Source organism: Gordonia sp. NPDC127522, from assembly GCF_042672305.1.
In the GTDB taxonomy this organism is placed as follows: Bacteria; Actinomycetota; Actinomycetes; order Mycobacteriales; family Mycobacteriaceae; genus Gordonia; species Gordonia hongkongensis.
In genome coordinates this window covers 22315-39455 of record NZ_JBHXVK010000005.1, presented here as the reverse complement: position 1 = coordinate 39455, position 17141 = coordinate 22315, and the positions used below count along the sequence as shown (strand labels likewise).

The window sequence follows — 17141 nt, the reverse complement described above, 5'->3', positions numbered from 1 at the left end:
GCTGAGACGTTGCCTGTGTCACGGGACACGATGCGATCGGAGTCCGCAGCCCGCGGACACCGCGCGTTCGGGGGACGGCATCGGATGCCGCCGGTCGGTACCGTGGCAGACAGCAGCAGAGCCCAGTGGCAACACAGGATTCATCGTGCGGCGGTTTCGTCGTGGAGAGGGGTGAACGACGATGATGGACGGCGATCGCGGGCGTCCGACCGGCAGTGGCGGTGTCGAACCGCCGACTCCCAACCTTCGTCGCCGGCGGTCCTCCTGGACCCCAGCCAGGTGGAATACGAACACCTGGAGTCCGGCTCCCTCGTCGTTCCTGCCCAACCGCGGCTACCGCGCGCCGGGTACGGCCGGTGGACGCGGCTTCGCACCCACCGAGCACCTGGCCCCCGAGGCGGTCGCCGCCTTCGTCGACGGCGAGCTCGGGATGTCCGCGCATGCGCGGGCCGCTCATCATCTGGCGCTGTGTCCCGAATGCGTCACCGCGGTCGAGGCGCAGTCGCTGGCCCGCACGCGACTCCGCGAGTCCGGCCGCGTGTCGATCCCGGACTCCCTCCTCGGTCAGCTCTCCCAGATCCCCACGCGTGAGATCGATCTGAGCTCCGAGCCACCCCGCCCGACAGGGTTCGGGCCGACCGTGTCGCCCGATGCGCCGACCGACGGCATCCCCGCGGCCCGCGGCCGCGCCTTCCGTCGCCGGGGCCGGTGACCGTGGCCCCCGACGCCGATTCTCCCGATACCGGTGACGCACAGTTCGCGCGGCGCGCCGAACCGCCCGAGTCACAACGTCTGACGCCGTCGCGGACTCGACACTCGCCCGTGTCGCCGTCGACCGCGCAGGTGTTCGGCCGCCCGTCGGGTGTGCGCGGCTCGTTCGCCAACTCGGACGGCGACAAGCGGCCGCCCGAGCCGCAGATCGCACCCCCGGACCCGGTGCTCGCCGAGGCCTTCGGCCGGCCGGCCGGATCGAGCGACACCCTGCAGCGGGACCCGCTCGCGACCTACGGGCAGACCGAACAACCGCAGGCGCCGGACGACCCGTGGCGCGACCCGGAGAGTCCGGCGCGGCTGGACGCACCCGCGCTGGCGTCCGCATCGTCGGACATCCCGACCGAGATCGGCCCCAAGCTCGGTGTCCGCGACATCCTGCTCGGCAATCGCCTGAGCTGGGTCGCCCTGGCCACGCTCGCGGTGATCGCGTTGCTGATCGGGCTCGTCGGCGGGCTGATGGGCCGGTACACCGCGGAGGTGGCCGCGCCGCTCACCAGTGACACGGTCGAGTTGTCCACCGAGGACACCGGCGGCGACGCCGGACCGCGGTCGTCCGTGGCCGAGGTGGCCCGGGCGGTGGAGAAGTCGGTCGTCGCCATCGACGTCCGCGCGGCGGGCGCCTACGCCACCGGGTCGGGATTCGTCATCGACAAAGAGGGTTACATCCTCACCAACAACCACGTCATCTCGATGGCCGCGAACGACAAGAGCGCCAAACTGGAGGTCGTGTTCTTCGACCGTCAGCGGGTCCCGGCGCGTATCGTCGGTCGCGATCCCAAGACCGATCTCGCCGTGCTGAAGGTCGACAACGTCGAGAACCCGACGGTCTCGGTACTCGGTACCTCAGGCGACCTGCAGATCGGCGAAGAGGTGGTCGCCTTCGGATCTCCCTTGGGGCTCAATCGAACCGTGACCAGCGGTATCGTCAGCGCGACCGACCGTGCCGTGGCGCTGACGCCCGACGCGGAGTCCGACACCGACGCGGTGATCGACGCCATCCAGACCGATGCCGCGATCAACCCGGGCAACTCGGGCGGTCCGCTGGTCAACGGCGAGGCCCAGGTGGTCGGCATCAACACCGCCGGACGCCTCGGCGCCGGGGGCGGCAACATCGGGCTCGGGTTCGCGATCCCCATCGACGAGGCCAAGCCCATCGCGGAGGCGCTGATCCGCGACGGCCGCGTGAACCACCCGCAGATCGGCGTCAACGCCAGTTCGGTGCGCAACGAGCGCGTGCTGGGCGCACAGGTCCGCAACGTCGTCGCCGGCAGCCCCGCCGAACGCGCGGGCATCCGGGAGAACGACGTGATCACCTCGTTCAACAATCGCCCGATCGAGAGCGCCGACGAGCTGAACGTCGCGATCCGGACCGCGAGCATCGGCGAGTCGGTCCCGTTCCAGTACTGGCGGGCGGGTCGCACGTTCAGCGGTACCATCACTCCGGCGAGCGACTAACCACACCACCGCACAGGTCAGGACGAGGCACATGTTCAGCAGCATCGGATGGGGCGAGATAGCGATCCTGGTGGTCGCGGCCCTCGTCATCCTCGGCCCCGAACGTCTCCCCGGTGCCGTCTCCTGGACGATGCAGTCGGCCAAGAAGGTCCGTGATTACGCGACCGGTGCGAGCAATCAGCTGAAGGACGAGCTGGGTCCCGAATTCGACGACCTGCGCAAGCCGCTCGCCGACCTCAACGAACTGCGGGGTATGACGCCGCGGTCCATCGTCACGAAACACCTTCTCGACGGCGATGATTCACTGTTCCGGCTGAACGAGAGCGCCACGACGGTCGACCGGAAGACCACCCCGGCGGCGCCGGAGATCAAGCCCGTGTCGGCGCCCCTGTCGTTCGAGAAGCAGGAGACCGGGAATCAGGACTCCGCCGGCCCGGCGGGGTCCGCGGCGTCGGACCGCCCGTCGCGGTCGGGGTCGCGTCCCGCCGCGGCCGACTGGGACGCGACCTGACCGGTCAGGAATTCCGGATGGTGTCGAGTCCCAGACTCATACCCGCCAGGCCGCGCTTACGCGCCGCGAGCTTGCCCGCGATGGCGCGCAGGGCGGAACCGGACGCCGATTCGGGTGCCGACAGCACCACCGGGACACCGGCGTCGCCGCCTTCGCGTAAGGCCGTCTCGAGCGGTACCTGACCCAGCAGGTCGACCTGGGCGCCCACCGCGCGCGTGAGGCGTTGCGCCACCTGCTCGCCGCCGCCGGACCCGAACGGTTCCATGCGGCTGCCGTCGGGCAGTTCCAGCCACGACATGTTCTCGACGACGCCGAGGATCTTCTGCCGCGTCTGCAGGGCGATGGCCCCGGCGCGCTCGGCGACCTCGGCCGCGGCCTGCTGGGGTGTCGTCACCACCAGGATCTCCGCGCCCGGGATGAGCTGCGCGATCGAGATCGCGACGTCACCGGTGCCCGGCGGCAGGTCGAGGAGCAAGACGTCGAGATCGCCCCAGTAGACGTCCGCGAGGAACTGCTGCAGGGCTCGGTGCAGCATGGGACCGCGCCAGGTCACCGGCGTGTTGCCGTCGGTGAACTGTCCGATCGAGATGAAGCGGACGCCGTGGTTGCTCGGCGGCATGATCATGCGCTCGACCTGCGTGGGTTTGGCGTCGCTCCCGAGCATGCGGGGGACCGAGTGGCCGTAGATGTCGGCGTCGAGAACGCCGACGGTGAGCCCGCGTTCGGCGAGCGCCGTGGCGAGGTTGACGGTCACGCTCGACTTGCCGACGCCGCCCTTACCCGACGCGACGGCGTAGACGCGGGTCAGTGAGCCGGGCTGGGCGAACGGGATGACCGGCTCGGCCTTGTCCCCGCGGAGCTTCTTGCGCAGCTCGGTGCGCTGCTCGTCGTCCATGACGTCGAGTTCGACGCGGATCGCGCCGACACCCGGGACGTCGGCGACGGCCGTTTCCACGCGCTGCGAGATCTCGGTGCGCATCGGGCATCCCGACGTCGTGAGGTACACCCCGACATCGACGCTCGCGTCGTCGTTGATCGTGACCGATTTGACCATCCCGATGTCGGTGATGGGCTTGCCGATCTCGGGATCCTTGACCTTGCCCAGAGCGGCGCGAACTGCCGATTCCGTGGGCGCGACTCCTGTTGTCATCTGGCCCAGACTACCGGCGGCGCCGACGGTTCCGGGCGCAGGTCCTCCGGTGGCGCCGTCAGCGGACGGGAACCGGGGTGCTCGCCCCTCCCGGCCTGTTCGGGCCGGCGTTCCCCGCCGGCGCCTGTTGTACCGCCGGGGCATCCCTCTTGGTGGGCGGGGGAGCGGGCTGGCCCGGGAACAGCGGCGGGATCGACGGCAGGCAGACGATGATGCACGGCGGTGGCGGAGGGCTCGGCCGCCGCGTGGTGGAGGAGGACGACGACGAGGACGACCCGGACTCCGGCCGGCTGGGCTTGCGGGACGAGCTCGAGCTGCTCGACGGCTTGCGCTTCATCTCCGGGATGGGGTCGGTCGGCATCACGCCCGTCGCGTAGGCCCCGGCCCAGCCGAGGACGTTGGCGACATACTCCATCGAGCGGTTGTACCGCAGCACCGCCGACACGCGGGTGCGCTCGTTCATGATGTCGGTGACCCCGGCGCAGAGATACCGGCCGGCCGAGTACGTGGCGTCGAAGATGTTGTTGGGGTCGGGTTTTCCGTCGCCGTTGGCGTCCGAGCCCCACGCTGCCCACGTGCTCGGGATGAACTGCATCGGGCCCATCGCCCGGTCGTGTCCGGCGTCGCCGTCGATGCGTCCGCCGTCGGTGTCCTTGATGACCGCGTTGCCGGCCAGCGACCCGTCGAGGACCGGCCCGGCGATCGGGTTGATCGTCGTGCCGTACTGATCGACCGAGCCGTTGCTCGCATGATTGGACTCGATGCGTCCGATGCCGGCCAGCAGGAACCACGGCAGCTTGCAGGCCGCGCTCTCGGCGGCGATGCGGTTGGCGGCCAGCTTGTAGGCCTGGAGTACGACGCCCGGGATCCCCAGTGGGCCCGAGGGGAGGTCGCTCGCGAGCCGGAACTGCGGCGCCGGCAGCGCGGTCGCGGGCTTCTCCGGCGGCGGCGCGAAGCCGAGGAGTGCGCTCGGCGAACCCGCGACGAGCTCGGCCACCATCACGGGAGCATCGGACTCGACGACGGCCGACGCGACGTTGCCGCCGGAGGCGCTCGACGTCGCGGTCCCCAGGACCAGCGCACCGACCAGACCGCCGCCGACGACCAGCGTCGCGGCGCGTCGTGGGAACGAGGACGGACGGCGCGGACCACGGCGACGGCGGACGAGGTCGAGGGGCCTCACCGGCGGCCTCCTGCACATCGTGGGGTCCCGGGCCGCTGCCCGGTCCAGTTCACTCCGTTGTCAACACACACTTCTGCCCCCGAGAACGCGGCGATGTCCACCCGCGGCCCAGGTCCAGAGCCGCTCACATGGATGTGTCGGAGAATCTCGTCGCGTCGTGACAGACGCCGAGACCCGGTCCGAACTGTGACCCACCATACATATGGGTCTGACGTCCCAGACACGAACCCGGCTTTTGGTGTCAGTGTTCCTTGGAACCGCGGCGGCCGGATTCGTCGCCGGCGGGGGCGCCGAGCCGTTCGGTGAGTTCGTCGAGCAGGTCGTCGAGTTCTTTGCGCAGGTAGTCGCGCGTGACGGTGTCGCCGACCGCGAGACGGACCGCGGCGAGCTCCCGGGCCAGGAACTCGGTGTCGGCCTTCGTCTGGGCGGACCGCATCCGGTCCTCTTCCAGCGACACCCGGTCGCGGTTCTCCTGCCGGTTCTGGGCCAGCAGGATCAGCGGCGCCGCGTACGCCGCCTGGGTGGAGAACGCGAGGTTCAGCAGGATGAACGGGTACGGGTCCCACTGGATCGACACCGCGACCAGGTTCAGCACGATCCACACGATGACGATGACCGTCTGGATCGCCAGATATCGTCCGGTGCCCAGGAACCTGGCGATCCGCTCGCTGTACATCCCGACGACGTCGGAGTCGAGATTGAACGAGATCGTGCGGCGGGTGCTGGGGGTGTCGAGCTTGCGTCCCGGTTCGCTCATCGGATCCGCACCTGGGGGCCGCCGCCCGATGCCGGTTCCGGGCCGCTCCCGACGCCGTACCCGTCGGCCTCGACGACGTCCTCGGGTTCGGTCTCACGCCAGTCGCGCGGCAGGATCTCGTCGAGCAGGTCGTCGACGCTCACCGCGCCGAGCAGGTGGCCGGCCTCGTCCACGACGGGGCCGCAGACCAGGTTGTAGGTCGCGAAATATCTCGTCATCGTCTCCAGGGAGTCCTCGGGATGGAGTTGGGCGAGGTCGGTGTCCAGGATGCCGCCGACCAGGTGCGCGGGCGGTTCCCGGAGGAGAGCCTGCAGATGCACACATCCGAGATATTTGCCGGTCGGCGTCGAGGTGGGCGGGCGGACGACGAACACCAGACTCGCCGCGGCCGGCGTCAGGTCGGGGTTGCGGACCCGGGCGAGGGCCTCGGCGATGGTGGTCGATGCGGTGACCACGATCGGCTCCGAGGTCATCACGCCGCCCGCGGTGTCGGGGGAGTGCAGCAGGAGTCGGCGGAGGGGCTCGGACTCCACGGGGTCCATCTCCTCGAGGAAGGCCTCGGCCTCGGTGTCGGGCAGTTCGCCGAGGAGGTCGGCGGCGTCGTCGGGGTCCATAGCCTCGAGGATGTCGACGGCGCGGTCGCGTCCGAGCGCGGCCAGCACCTCTTTCTGGTCGTCGGGCGGCAACTCCTGCAGCACGTCGGCGAGCCGTTCGTCGTCGAGGGCCGCTGCGATCTCGTCGCGACGTTTCGCGGGCAGTTCGCGCAGGGCGTTGGCCACGTCGGCCGGGCGCATGCCCTCGAACTGCAGGAGGGCCTGCGCGACTCCTTGTCCGGGCAGGTTCAGCGAGCTCTGGGTGATGCCCTGCACGCTGGACCACTCCACGACCTGTGTCTCGTGGCGCCGGCGCAGGCCGCGACGTCCCGCCCGGATCGCGACTCGGGAGACGACCCAATCGCGGGTCCGGGTCTTCTCGATCCCGAGGTCGATCACCGTCACGTCGGCGTCGGCGAGCTCGGGGAGATCCGGATCGACGACCCGGACGTGGGTGTCGAGGACCTGTCCGATGGCGAGTGCCTCGCCGGGCCGCAGGTGGAGCCGACGCAGGCTGACGGTGCCGGTGTTGAGGGCCACGGCCTGGGGCTCGATCGCGGTCACCCGCAGCATCGGCACGAAAATCCTACGCCGAGTGGTCAATTCGACCGCGAGGCCGAGGACGCGCGGTTGCTGCCCGGACATGCGGATCGAGATCACCACGTCGCGGACGCGTCCGATGGATTCGCCGTCGGGACCAAGGACGGCCAACCCGACTAATCTGGCCACGAACACCTTGCTCACCGACGACATGGGAGTAAGGGTAGTGCCATCGGTGCAGCGGAGGCCGACGGCAGACACGAACGCCCACCGGTGGGAGACCAGTCCCACTGTCGGGTCTCACCGCGACGTTCCACACTGGAGTCTCACAACAGGGAAGGCCCCGATATGACCAATCCCATGCGCCCGAGCCGCGAGACGCCGGGACTGCCCACCCCGCCCAAGGGCTGGCCGATCGGTTCGTACGGAACCTACGCCGAAGCCCAGCGCGCGGTGGATTTCCTGTCCGACGAGAACTTCACCGTCCAGGACGTCACCATCGTGGGCGTCGATCTGATGCAGGTCGAGCGGGTCATCGGCCGGCTGACGTGGGGCAAGGTGATCGGCGGCGGGTTGGTCTCGGGTGCCTGGCTCGGCTTCTTCTTCGGCTGTCTGGTGGCGCTCGTCTTCGCCGGTTCGCCCATCGCGCCCATCCTGGTGGGCATCGTCGGCGGCATGGTCTTCGGTGTGATCTCCGCGACCATTCCGTACGCGGCGACCCGGGGCCAGCGGGATTTCGCGTCGACCATGCAGCTGGTCGCCGGCCGCTATGACGTGCTGTGCGACCCGAAAAGCGCAGAGAAGGCGCGCGACATGCTCGCCCGTCTCACCTTCTGACGTCGCCTCCCGCGGTCGGACACGGTGCGATCACAATCGCCCGCGGAATGGCACGCCCATGCCGAATGTGTTGCATGTCACGAATCCTCACGTATAGCGTTGCTGTTCGGACGCTCACGGCGGAGCACCGCTGCGGCGCCGCGTACGACATCGAGGAGGCTGCGTGCGGAGCAGGGTCAGCACGGACGGATCCATCAGCACCGACGGATCTACCAGGCGCGTGAGACGAAAGGTCCTCGCCGCGGCGGTGGCAGCGGTGGCCATGCTGCCCGTGCTGTCCGCATGTGGCTCGGGATATGAAGCGGGCGTACTCAATTTCTATCCGCCGGCCGACGGCGCGGACACCTTCGCCGAGATCGGCGACAAGTGCTCGGCCGATTCCGGTGGTGCGTACAAGGTCGTGACCACCCCGTTGCCCAAGGGCGCCGACGATCAGCGTTTGCAGCTCGCACGGCGCCTCGCGGGCAACGACAGCGGGCTGGACCTGATGGGCATGGACGTGGTGTGGACGGCCGAATTCGCCGACGCGGGTTGGATGGTGCCGGTGCCCGACGCCATGGCCGCCGAGGTGTCGGCGCGCACCCTGGGTGGTCCGCTCGACACCGCGGTCTGGAAGACCGACGACGACGAGCGGGAACGGCTCTACGCCATCCCGTTCTCCACGAACACCCAATTGCTCTGGTACCGACCGGATGTGCTCGTCGAGGACGTCGACCGCCGGCGTCCGGCGTCGACGTGGAACGGCATGCTCGAGGACGCGCTCGTCAGCGGTCGCAACGGCGGACCGACCTACATCATGGTGCAGGGCAGGCAGTACGAAGGCCTGATGGTGTGGTTCAACTCGGTACTCGCCAGCGCCGGTGGGCAGATCGTCGACCCGGACGACCCCGACAAGGTCACGCTGAACGACACCCCCGAACACCGCGCCGCGACGGTCCGCGCACTGGAGACGCTGAAGCGGGTCGCCACCGCCCCCGGTGCCGATCCGTCGCTGACCAACTCCGACGAGGGCGCCGCGCGGCTCGGCATGGAGAGCGGTGAGGCCCTGTACCAGGTGAACTGGCCGTTCGTCTTCGCCGGGATGCGCGAGAACGCCGTGGCGGGAAGTGTCGCCTTCCTCGACCTCACCGAGTACGCGAACCTGTACGCGGACACCGCGAATCCGCCGACCCCGGCGCAGGTGGTCCCGCTCAACCGCGAGATGCGGCGGGTCTTCGACTTCGCGCCCTACCCGGGCTTCGAGGGACTTCCCACCAAGACGACCCTGGGCGGCATCAACATCGCCGTGGCGAGCACCTCGCAACAGCAGGACCTCGCCTACCAGGCCGCCGAGTGCATCACCAGTGAGGCATCGCAGAAGACGTTCTCGTTCAGTGCGGGTCCGCCGCCGGTCATCGAGTCCATCTACGACGACGCCGACTTCCGCCTCGCGTACCCGATGGCCGACGAGATCAAGCGGCAGCTCGAACCCGAGCACGCTGCTCTGCGGCCGAAATCGCCCGACTATCAAGCAATCTCGACGCTGCTGCAGGCCAAGTTGAGCCCGGTCGGCGCCTGGGAGCCGGAGGCCCTGGTCGACGAGCTCGCCGAAGCGGTCCAGAAGGCCATCGACGGGGAAGGGCTGGTCCCGTGAGCGACAACGACACTCCGCGCAACGACGCCGAGAACGCGGGCGGCAACCCCGACGACGCGGGGTTCCGCGCCGGGCGACACGCCCTCCCGGATGATGCCCCACCGCAGACCGGTCCGATCCCGATCGTCGGTGACACACCCCCGGTGCAGTCCGATCAGGTGTGGACCGCTCCGCCGGGAGGTCGGCACGAGGTGACCGCGGCGTCGTCTCACACCGACCGGCCCACCCCGGATCCCGCGCCCGGCTCGCTGTCGAAGCCGGCGACCGGGACGGGCGGGGGCACCGCGGTGATCGATCGGCCCCGGGCCGACACGCCGCCGGCCGCCCCGCGCAAGCGCAGCGAGGGCAAAACCGCCGAGCGCCGGCTGGCCTTCTGGCTCGTGGCGCCGGCCGCACTGATGATGCTCTTGGTCACCGGATATCCGATCGTGTACGCGGTCTGGCTCTCGCTGAACAAGATGAGCCTCTCGGCGCCGGGGGAACGCGAGTTCGTCTGGTTCGCCAACTACGCCACCGTCCTCACCGACAACTACTGGTGGACGGCGTTTGCCGTCACGGTCGGCATCACGGTCGTCTCGGTACTCATCGAACTCGTGCTGGGCATGGCGATCGCACTCGTCATGCACCGGACGATCTTCGGGCGGGGCACCATCCGCACCGTCGTCCTGATCCCGTACGGCATCGTGACCGTGGCGGCGGCGTTCTCCTGGTACTACGCGTGGACGCCGGGCACCGGATATCTCGCCAACCTGCTACCCGACGGCACCGCACCGCTCACCGAGCAATGGCCGTCGCTGGCGATCATCGTCCTCGCCGAGGTCTGGAAGACGACGCCGTTCATGGCCCTGCTCCTGCTGGCCGGCCTCGCGCTCGTCCCGGACGATCTGCTCAAGGCGGCCCAGGTCGACGGCGCCGGGGCGTGGACGAGACTGTGGCGCATCATCCTTCCGCTGATGAAGCCGGCGATCCTGGTGGCGCTGCTGTTCCGCACACTCGACGCGTTCCGCGTGTTCGACAACATCTACGTCCTCACCAGTGGGTCCAACAACACCTATTCGGTGTCGATGCTGGGTTACGACAATCTGTTCGGCGCCTTCAATCTCGGCGTCGGCTCGGCGATCTCGATCCTGATCTTCATCTGTGTCGCGATCATCGCGTTCGTGTTCATCAAGGGGTTCGGCACCGCCGCACCGGGTTCCGACGACGAGGGGAGGTAAGCCGTTGAATGCGAGCGGAAAGTCCAAGGCCTGGTGGTCGATCGCCAACATCCTGGTGATCCTGTATGCACTCATCCCGCTGCTGTGGATCATCAGCCTGTCCTTCAAGCCGGCGAGCAGCGTGACCGACGGGAAGTTCTGGCCGAGTGAGTTCACCCTCGACAACTACAGGAGCATCTTCGAGACCAGCGCCTTCACCTCGGCGCTGATCAACTCGATCGGCGTGGGTCTGATCACCACGGTGATCGCGGTGATCCTGGGGACGATGGCGGCCTATGCGGTGGCCCGCCTGGACTTCCCGGGCAAGAAGCTCCTGATCGGTGCCGCGCTGCTGATCGCGATGTTCCCCCAGATCTCGCTGGTGACACCGCTGTTCAACATCGAGCGGGCGATCGGGTTGTTCGACACCTGGCCGGGCCTGATCCTGCCCTACATCACCTTCGCGCTGCCGCTGGCGATCTACACCTTGTCCGCCTTCTTCCGCGAGATCCCGTGGGAGCTGGAGAAGGCCGCCAAGATGGACGGCGCCACCCCGTGGCAGGCCTTCCGCAAGGTCATCGCCCCGCTCGCCGCCCCGGGCGTCGTGACGGCGGCGATCCTGGTGTTCATCTTCGCCTGGAACGACCTGCTCCTGGCCCTGTCGCTGACGTCGACCGAACGGGCGATCACCGCGCCGGTGGCGATCGCGAACTTCACCGGCAGTTCGCAGTTCGAGGAACCGACCGGGTCGATCTCGGCCGCCGCGGTGGTCATCACCATCCCCATCATCATCTTCGTGCTCTTCTTCCAACGTCGAATCGTGGCCGGCCTGACCTCCGGCGCCGTGAAGGGATAACCCATGGCAGACATCGTTCTGGACAACGTCTCCAAGCAGTATCCCGACGGCTCGACCGCCGTGCACGGGGTCGACATCGAGATCGCCGACGGCGAGTTCGTGATCCTGGTGGGCCCGTCGGGATGCGGTAAGTCGACGACGCTCAACATGATCGCCGGACTCGAGGACATCTCCGGCGGCGAGCTGCGGATCGGCGGGGAGCGGGTCAACGAGCGCGCACCCAAGGACCGCGACATCGCGATGGTGTTCCAGAGTTACGCGCTCTACCCGCACATGTCGGTGCGCGAGAACATCGCCTTCCCACTGACTCTCGCGAAGATGCCGAAAGATCAGGTGGCCGCGAAGGTCGACGAGGCCGCGCGCATCCTCGACCTCGGGCAGTACCTCGACCGCAAGCCGGCCAATCTCTCCGGCGGTCAGCGGCAGCGCGTGGCGATGGGCCGGGCGATCGTGCGCTCGCCGAAGGCGTTCCTGATGGACGAGCCGCTGTCGAACCTCGATGCGAAGCTGCGCGTGCAGATGCGCACGGAGATCTCACAGCTGCAGCAGCGACTGGGGACCACCACGGTCTACGTGACCCACGACCAGACCGAGGCGATGACCCTCGGTGACCGGGTCGTCGTGCTGCGCAACGGGTACGTGCAGCAGATCGGTACTCCGCAGGAACTGTACAACAATCCGACCAACGTGTTCGTGGCCGGTTTCATCGGCTCCCCGGCGATGAACTTCCTGTCCGGGCGCCTCGGCAGCGAGGGTATCGAGACCGCGATCGGCACGATCGTGCTCGACGACCACCGTGCGGTGGTCTCGCGTGCCGGCGACGTCGGCAGTGGCGGGGACGTGCTCATCGGCATCCGGCCCGAGCACCTCGAAGACGCGTCTCTAGTCGACTCGACGACCCGTGGGCACGGCGGGACCTTCACCGCGAACATCGACGTGCTCGAGTCGATGGGTTCCGACATCTACGCCTACTTCGGCGTCGGGTCGAGCCGGGCGTCGAGCGACGCCCTCGCCGAGTTGTCCGCCGATTCCGGAACCGATCTCGGCGGCAACCAGTTCATCGCGCGACTGTCCCCGGACTCGAAGGTGAGCCGCGGCGGTTCGGCGGAGCTGTTCTACGACGCGTCGAAGATCGCGGTGTTCGACCAGAGCTCGGGGCAGTCCCTGCGCGTCCGCTAGTGTTCCGCATGTCCCTGCAGGCGTCGGCTCAGCGCCGGCGCCTGCGGGAGTGGTCGAGTAGTTCGTCGAAGACGTGTTCGTCCCAGATGTGCCTGCGCACAAGCCGATACCGCTCGCAGGCCACCCACATGTACAGCTCGGCGTCGCTGTCGAGGTCGGGCCGGATGCCCGCCCGGCGTGCCATCCGCACGACCGGCAGGAACTCTTCACCGAACCAGCGCCGGGCGGTCTCGGTGCGGTTGAGGAACTCGCCGATCTCCTGGCTCAGGCGGAATCCCCACGCCTCGACGTTCTCGGCGAGTTCGGCGTAGTCGAACGGGAAGCTGAGTCGGATGGCCTCGGCCTGGGACCCCTCGAGCGGCACGCGTGACAGGAAGATCCGACGATGGTCCTTGAGGACCAGGTCGGAGGTCGCGGTGATGCCCTCGGGGGAGATGCGCGTGTGGATCAGGGTGACGTAGGCGTCGATCGTGACCCAGTTCCGCGCGATCGCGATGGACACGCGGTGATGGCCGTCGATGACGAAGTGCATCGATCCGATCCGGTACAGCTGTACCGGAGGGACGGATTCTCCGCGGCGTTGCGCGGCCGCCAGCCGCTGCCAGCGCTCCCGGCCGCGCGACGAGGTGGGCCGGAAGTAGCGGTCGAAATCCTTGGTGCGGTCGACACTTCCGACGATCGAGGACACCTCGACGACCTGCAGTCCGAGTGGGGTCTCCCCGGTCCGGCCGAGCGCGGCGACGACCTCGTCGAACGGGAGGATGGTGTTCACGTCGGCGGGCTGACGCATGAACCACTGTGCGAGCCGCGCGCGTTCGGCCTGGCGTCGCATCCGGGCGAAGTCGTTCTCCGCGTCGGCGTCGGGAAATCCGGTGTCACGCGCCATGTCTGCGCCTCACGATCTCGACCTCCCGGGTGGCGGGATCGAAGTCGAACTGGCAATAGCCGACGACGTTCATCGAGGTCGTCGAGGAGCCGATCGGCAGATCAGCCGGTCGTTCGCCGTACGGATGGACGTGGCCGTGGACCAGCAGCGCCGGTTGCAGCGACCGGACCAGCGGGTGGAAGCAGTCGAAACCCCGGTGGGGCAGATCGTCGCGGTCGCCGACGCCGCGGGCCGGGCTGTGCGTGAGCAGGATGTCGGCACCGCGGGGAGGTGACAGGGCGGTGGTGCATCGCAACCGGAGGGACCGCAACCGCTGTTGGGTGTCGGTGTACTGGTTGGTGCCGCTGTTGTAGCGGCGACTGCCGCCGAGGCCGCTGATACGGAGTCCGGCGACCGTCACGGTCCGGCCGTCGGCGTTGACCGCACCGCACGGTCCGGGGTCCTCGACGGGGAGTCCGGCGCGCGTCCAGCCGGTGCGGCCGCGGCGGTACCCGCGCAGGTCCCGGTCGTGATTGCCGGGCACGAACACGCACGGCGCGTCGCACAGCGACGACAGGATCTCGAGGTACTCGAACGGGAGGTCACCCGCACCGAGGATGAGGTCGGGCCGGGACTCGATCCCCACCCCGAAGGTGAGGGAGTCCACCACCTCGTCGGCGACCGCCAGAACCCGGACCATTGCTCCAGGCTAGAGGAGCACCCCGGGCCTGTGCGCCGGAGTCGGTAGCCTGTCGGTTGTGAGCGAAGCCGTGACTGAGGTCGTCGGACGATTTCTCGAAGACCGGCTGGGGGCGACCCCCCAACGTGCGTCGGTGACGTTCCTCGGTGTCGAGCCGATCGACGTCCTGCGGTTCGTGCCCGACGAGGCCGGCGATCGGGGTGAGGTGGTCTACGTGACGTCGGGGTGCGCACGACACCCGATGTCCGATCCCACCGACCTGCACGCCGATCCGGTCCGCGGCCCCCGTGCCGAACTCGTCGTACGCGTGTCGTCGGGAACGCCGCTGCCGGGTCTGCACAAGCGCATGGCGACGCTGGCGGCCGCGCCGGCGGTCGAGGGCCTCGTCATCGCCGCCGATGCGCTGGTCGACCTCGGCGAACCACTGTGGGACGGTTCGCCGTTCACCGCGGTCCTGCTCGAGGCAGACGAACTCGGGATGGTCGAGCTGCCCACGCCCATGGACCCGGTCAGCATGCTCCGGGCGGTGCCGATCACCGCCAACGAGGCCGCGTGGGTCCGTCTGAAGGGTGCCGACGCACTCCGCGAGGCCTGGCGTGAGGCGGGTATCGATGTGCGGCGGCCGGATCGGGCCTCGGCAACCCCGGCCTGACCGGCCGGCGGATTCCCGGCGGAGTCATCCGCGTCGAGGTTTCGGAACGTATGACAGAGGGAACATCTGACCAACTGAGTACGGTCCGTCTGAGAAGTGAGGGTGCATGGAGTCACGGGGAGCAGGGACCATCGGCACGACGAACGGGCGGTGCCCGGCGTGACCATCACCTCATCGTCGCTTCCCACCGCGACCGCAGCGCGACCCGAGCTCGATGTCTACCTGCCACAGCAGGACACCCAGTTGCTGATCGACACCCTTCGTTCCCGCGGCGTCTCGGGGGCCCGCGTGCTCGATCTCTGCACCGGCAGCGGGGCCATCGCGATAGCGGCCGCCCGGGCGGGTGCGGCGCACGTGACCGCGGTGGACGCATCGGCGGATGCGGTCGCCTATGCCCGGCGCGCGGCAGCCGACGCCGGGGTCCGGATCGAGGTGGCGCACGGTGATCTCCGGTGCCATCAGGGTCGCTACGACGTCGTCACCTGCAACCCCCCGTATGTTCCGACCCCACCGGAGTCCGAGTCGGAACTGCACCCGGCCGGCCCGTCGCACGCCTGGGACGCCGGACTCGACGGCCGGGCCGTCCTCGACCCGCTGTGCGCACGCGTTCCCGAACTGCTGGTGCCCGGCGGCGCCTTCGTGCTGGTCCACTCGGAATTCGCGGACTCCGACGCCTCGCTGCGCGCCCTGCGCGCCGGGGGATTGACCGCAGAGGTGGTGGCCGAGCGGGTCATCCCGTTCGGTCCGGTCCTCACCGCACGCGCGGGCTGGATGGAAGAGTGCGGCATGCTCGAACGCAACCGTCGCATCGAGCGTCTCGTCGCGATCGTCGCCGTCGCCCCGAATGGCCCCGCCCCGGCCGGAGCGTCGCGGTGAGCGGGGACAGGAAACCGAATGCGGTGCGGGTGATCCGAGGGGGGCCGGTCCTGGTATCCGGCCCGGTCGACATCGAACTCCCCGACGGCGCGCGGGTGCAGTCGGATCGATTCATGGTCGCGGTGTGTGCGTGCGGTCGGAGCAAGAACTACCCCCTGTGCGACACCAGCCACCGCAAGAAGCGCCGTCGCGCGACCTGACGGCTCACCCAGCTCGCACCGGCCCGAACGAGCGCCTTCCCGGATCAGATACCCGGGAAGGCGCTCTTTCCGTCGTCCCACGCGGACAGCACATGCCGGTCGAGGGCGTCTTCGACGAACAGGAAGGCGCGGATCCCGAAGATCACATCGGCTTCGGTGTCCGGCTCGGTGCGGATGAGATCGCCGACGACATCGGTACGCAGGATCTGCTCGTGCACAGCATCGGCCTCGACGTGTTCGCGATAGAACCGTCGGCACGCCTCCGGGGCGTCGAGCTGCTCCAAACCGGCCAGCAGGCGCTGTGAACCGGGCGGCGAGGTGATCTCGGTGGCCGCCAGATGTCCGACCGCCGCGCCCCGGTAGCGCCGGTGGAGTCCGAAGAGCGACATCAGGTTGACCGGCGTGAGGGCGACGCCGGGCACGGTGTCGAGGTAGCCGAGGTAGTCGGCGCTGAGATCGGAAGCGCGGAGCAGATCGGCGAACAGCTCCTGATGCACGGCGTCGCCGCGTCCGCCGCCGAACTCGTCGAACTCGACGGCGACGTAGGCGGCCTTGGCATGCCCGCGCAGTCGAGGGATCGCGAAGGCGTGCGGGTCGGCCTCCTTGAGGTGGTACAGCGAGCGCAGGGCGAAGAGCTGCCGGTACTGCTCCCACGACCCGGCGTCGCGGAGCCGGTAGGAGGCGCCGTCACCGTCGGGGTTCTCGATGCACAGTTCGTCCATCTCGTGCTCGGCGGAATCGTCGGCGGTCATCGCCGGGACGTCGCGATGCAGGGCGGCGAGGAACCGCTGCTCGAGCGTGGCCCGGACCGTGAGCAGGGCCGGACTCCATTCCCATCCGGCGTCGGCGTCGACGAACCCGACGTAGTGCATCTCGTAGCAGAGGTACAGCGCGAGCTGCAGATCATCGCCGTAGGGATCGGCATCGACGACCCTCGGGTCGTCGGCCGGCAGGTCGAGGACCGATGCGGACGCAGGGTCGCCGCGGAGGAGATCGATCACCATGTCCGAGAGCGGTCCGCGCGCACCCGGCAACGGGGGGCGTCGGAAGACCCTGTCGTGCGCCGTCGGATCGTCGACCATCGGGTCAGCTGACACCTGGGAGTCCTCCTGTCGGGTCCGGGCGTCCGGCACCGCGGTGCGCGGCGGACGCCAGCTCTCCTGGGTAACCGGATCGGGGACGGC

The 17141-nt window shown here is 69.0% G+C and carries 18 protein-coding genes; 11 read left to right on the top strand and 7 right to left on the bottom strand.

What is annotated here, in order from left to right:
* The first annotated feature begins 181 nt into the window (after positions 1-181).
* The 3 genes from ACFVHY_RS11795 to tatB are packed head-to-tail and all read left to right on the top strand — an operon-like array spanning position 182 to position 2740.
* A complete protein-coding gene (locus tag ACFVHY_RS11795; protein ID WP_390271927.1) occupies positions 182-712 on the top strand; it encodes a hypothetical protein in 531 nt (176 codons plus the stop codon).
* Entirely contained in the window at positions 709-2229 is a 1521-nt protein-coding gene (locus ACFVHY_RS11790) for a trypsin-like peptidase domain-containing protein (RefSeq protein WP_390271925.1), read from the top strand. The genes ACFVHY_RS11795 and ACFVHY_RS11790 overlap by 4 nt, the downstream gene beginning before the upstream one ends.
* A gap of 31 nt (positions 2230-2260) precedes the next feature.
* Positions 2261-2740, top strand: coding sequence for a Sec-independent protein translocase protein TatB (tatB, locus tag ACFVHY_RS11785; RefSeq protein WP_247451887.1), 480 nt, complete (start codon positions 2261-2263; stop codon positions 2738-2740).
* A gap of 4 nt (positions 2741-2744) precedes the next feature.
* Here the strand turns inward: tatB and ACFVHY_RS11780 are convergent, their stop codons facing one another.
* The 4 genes from ACFVHY_RS11780 to ACFVHY_RS11765 all read right to left on the bottom strand — a co-directional run bounded on the left by ACFVHY_RS11780 (position 2745) and on the right by ACFVHY_RS11765 (position 7176).
* Complete coding sequence (locus ACFVHY_RS11780; protein ID WP_055475030.1) at positions 2745-3890, bottom strand: Mrp/NBP35 family ATP-binding protein; 1146 nt, start codon at positions 3888-3890, stop codon at positions 2745-2747.
* A gap of 58 nt (positions 3891-3948) precedes the next feature.
* On the bottom strand, positions 3949-5073 hold the full coding sequence (locus ACFVHY_RS11775; RefSeq protein ID WP_390271923.1) for a lytic transglycosylase domain-containing protein: 1125 nt from the start codon (positions 5071-5073) through the stop codon (positions 3949-3951).
* A gap of 241 nt (positions 5074-5314) precedes the next feature.
* Positions 5315-5830, bottom strand: coding sequence for a DUF1003 domain-containing protein (locus ACFVHY_RS11770; protein ID WP_390271921.1), 516 nt, complete (start codon positions 5828-5830; stop codon positions 5315-5317).
* Entirely contained in the window at positions 5827-7176 is a 1350-nt protein-coding gene (locus tag ACFVHY_RS11765) for a magnesium transporter MgtE N-terminal domain-containing protein (protein ID WP_078112023.1), read from the bottom strand. The genes ACFVHY_RS11770 and ACFVHY_RS11765 overlap by 4 nt, the downstream gene beginning before the upstream one ends.
* A gap of 135 nt (positions 7177-7311) precedes the next feature.
* On the opposite strand from ACFVHY_RS11765, the gene ACFVHY_RS11760 reads away from it, so the two are divergent.
* The 5 genes from ACFVHY_RS11760 (at position 7312) to ACFVHY_RS11740 (ending at position 12664) form a co-directional block, all read left to right on the top strand.
* Positions 7312-7800, top strand: a complete 489-nt coding sequence (locus ACFVHY_RS11760) for a general stress protein (RefSeq protein WP_055475026.1) — start codon at positions 7312-7314, stop codon at positions 7798-7800.
* A 220-nt stretch (positions 7801-8020) separates the two neighbouring features.
* Positions 8021-9433, top strand: a complete 1413-nt coding sequence (locus tag ACFVHY_RS11755) for an extracellular solute-binding protein (RefSeq protein ID WP_390271918.1) — start codon at positions 8021-8023, stop codon at positions 9431-9433.
* Positions 9430-10650, top strand: coding sequence for an ABC transporter permease subunit (locus tag ACFVHY_RS11750; protein ID WP_390271916.1), 1221 nt, complete (start codon positions 9430-9432; stop codon positions 10648-10650). The genes ACFVHY_RS11755 and ACFVHY_RS11750 overlap by 4 nt, the downstream gene beginning before the upstream one ends.
* Before the next feature lie 4 nt (positions 10651-10654).
* Positions 10655-11485 (top strand): carbohydrate ABC transporter permease, encoded by an 831-nt coding sequence (locus tag ACFVHY_RS11745; protein ID WP_390271914.1) that lies wholly within the window; start codon positions 10655-10657, stop codon positions 11483-11485.
* Positions 11486-11488: 3 nt separating this feature from the next.
* Positions 11489-12664 carry an ABC transporter ATP-binding protein gene (locus ACFVHY_RS11740; protein WP_058252713.1) on the top strand — a complete coding sequence of 392 codons (1176 nt, stop codon included), beginning with the start codon at positions 11489-11491 and terminating at the stop codon, positions 12662-12664.
* A gap of 28 nt (positions 12665-12692) precedes the next feature.
* Here the strand turns inward: ACFVHY_RS11740 and ACFVHY_RS11735 are convergent, their stop codons facing one another.
* Positions 12693-13550, bottom strand: a complete 858-nt coding sequence (locus ACFVHY_RS11735) for a chromosome partitioning protein ParB (RefSeq protein WP_390271912.1) — start codon at positions 13548-13550, stop codon at positions 12693-12695.
* On the bottom strand, positions 13540-14229 hold the full coding sequence (locus ACFVHY_RS11730) for a metallophosphoesterase (protein WP_390271910.1): 690 nt from the start codon (positions 14227-14229) through the stop codon (positions 13540-13542). The genes ACFVHY_RS11735 and ACFVHY_RS11730 overlap by 11 nt, the downstream gene beginning before the upstream one ends.
* A 58-nt stretch (positions 14230-14287) precedes the next feature.
* Here ACFVHY_RS11730 and ACFVHY_RS11725 point away from each other — a divergent pair, with 58 nt between their 5' ends.
* The 3 genes from ACFVHY_RS11725 to ACFVHY_RS11715 all read left to right on the top strand — a co-directional run bounded on the left by ACFVHY_RS11725 (position 14288) and on the right by ACFVHY_RS11715 (position 15957).
* A complete protein-coding gene (locus ACFVHY_RS11725) occupies positions 14288-14881 on the top strand; it encodes a suppressor of fused domain protein (RefSeq protein ID WP_058252715.1) in 594 nt (197 codons plus the stop codon).
* A 159-nt stretch (positions 14882-15040) separates the two neighbouring features.
* Positions 15041-15757 (top strand): HemK2/MTQ2 family protein methyltransferase, encoded by a 717-nt coding sequence (locus tag ACFVHY_RS11720; protein WP_390271908.1) that lies wholly within the window; start codon positions 15041-15043, stop codon positions 15755-15757.
* Complete coding sequence (locus tag ACFVHY_RS11715; RefSeq protein WP_390271906.1) at positions 15754-15957, top strand: CDGSH iron-sulfur domain-containing protein; 204 nt, start codon at positions 15754-15756, stop codon at positions 15955-15957. The genes ACFVHY_RS11720 and ACFVHY_RS11715 overlap by 4 nt, the downstream gene beginning before the upstream one ends.
* 44 nt (positions 15958-16001) lie before the next feature.
* Here the strand turns inward: ACFVHY_RS11715 and ACFVHY_RS11710 are convergent, their stop codons facing one another.
* Positions 16002-17039, bottom strand: a complete 1038-nt coding sequence (locus ACFVHY_RS11710) for an iron-containing redox enzyme family protein (protein WP_390272226.1) — start codon at positions 17037-17039, stop codon at positions 16002-16004.
* Positions 17040-17141: the final 102 nt, after the last annotated feature.

Bases quoted from the DNA above. Each gene is read 5' to 3' on its own strand.
- ACFVHY_RS11795 (WP_390271927.1), top strand. From the start codon at position 182: ATGATGGACGGCGATCGCGGGCGTCCGACCGGCAGTGGCGGTGTCGAA.
- tatB (WP_247451887.1), top strand. From the start codon at position 2,261: ATGTTCAGCAGCATCGGATGGGGCGAGATAGCGATCCTGGTGGTCGCG.
- ACFVHY_RS11780 (WP_055475030.1), bottom strand. From the start codon at position 3,890: ATGACAACAGGAGTCGCGCCCACGGAATCGGCAGTTCGCGCCGCTCTG.
- ACFVHY_RS11770 (WP_390271921.1), bottom strand. From the start codon at position 5,830: ATGAGCGAACCGGGACGCAAGCTCGACACCCCCAGCACCCGCCGCACG.
- ACFVHY_RS11765 (WP_078112023.1), bottom strand. From the start codon at position 7,176: ATGTCGTCGGTGAGCAAGGTGTTCGTGGCCAGATTAGTCGGGTTGGCC.
- ACFVHY_RS11760 (WP_055475026.1), top strand. From the start codon at position 7,312: ATGACCAATCCCATGCGCCCGAGCCGCGAGACGCCGGGACTGCCCACC.
- ACFVHY_RS11740 (WP_058252713.1), top strand. From the start codon at position 11,489: ATGGCAGACATCGTTCTGGACAACGTCTCCAAGCAGTATCCCGACGGC.
- ACFVHY_RS11735 (WP_390271912.1), bottom strand. From the start codon at position 13,550: ATGGCGCGTGACACCGGATTTCCCGACGCCGACGCGGAGAACGACTTC.
- ACFVHY_RS11730 (WP_390271910.1), bottom strand. From the start codon at position 14,229: ATGGTCCGGGTTCTGGCGGTCGCCGACGAGGTGGTGGACTCCCTCACC.
- ACFVHY_RS11710 (WP_390272226.1), bottom strand. From the start codon at position 17,039: ATGGTCGACGATCCGACGGCGCACGACAGGGTCTTCCGACGCCCCCCG.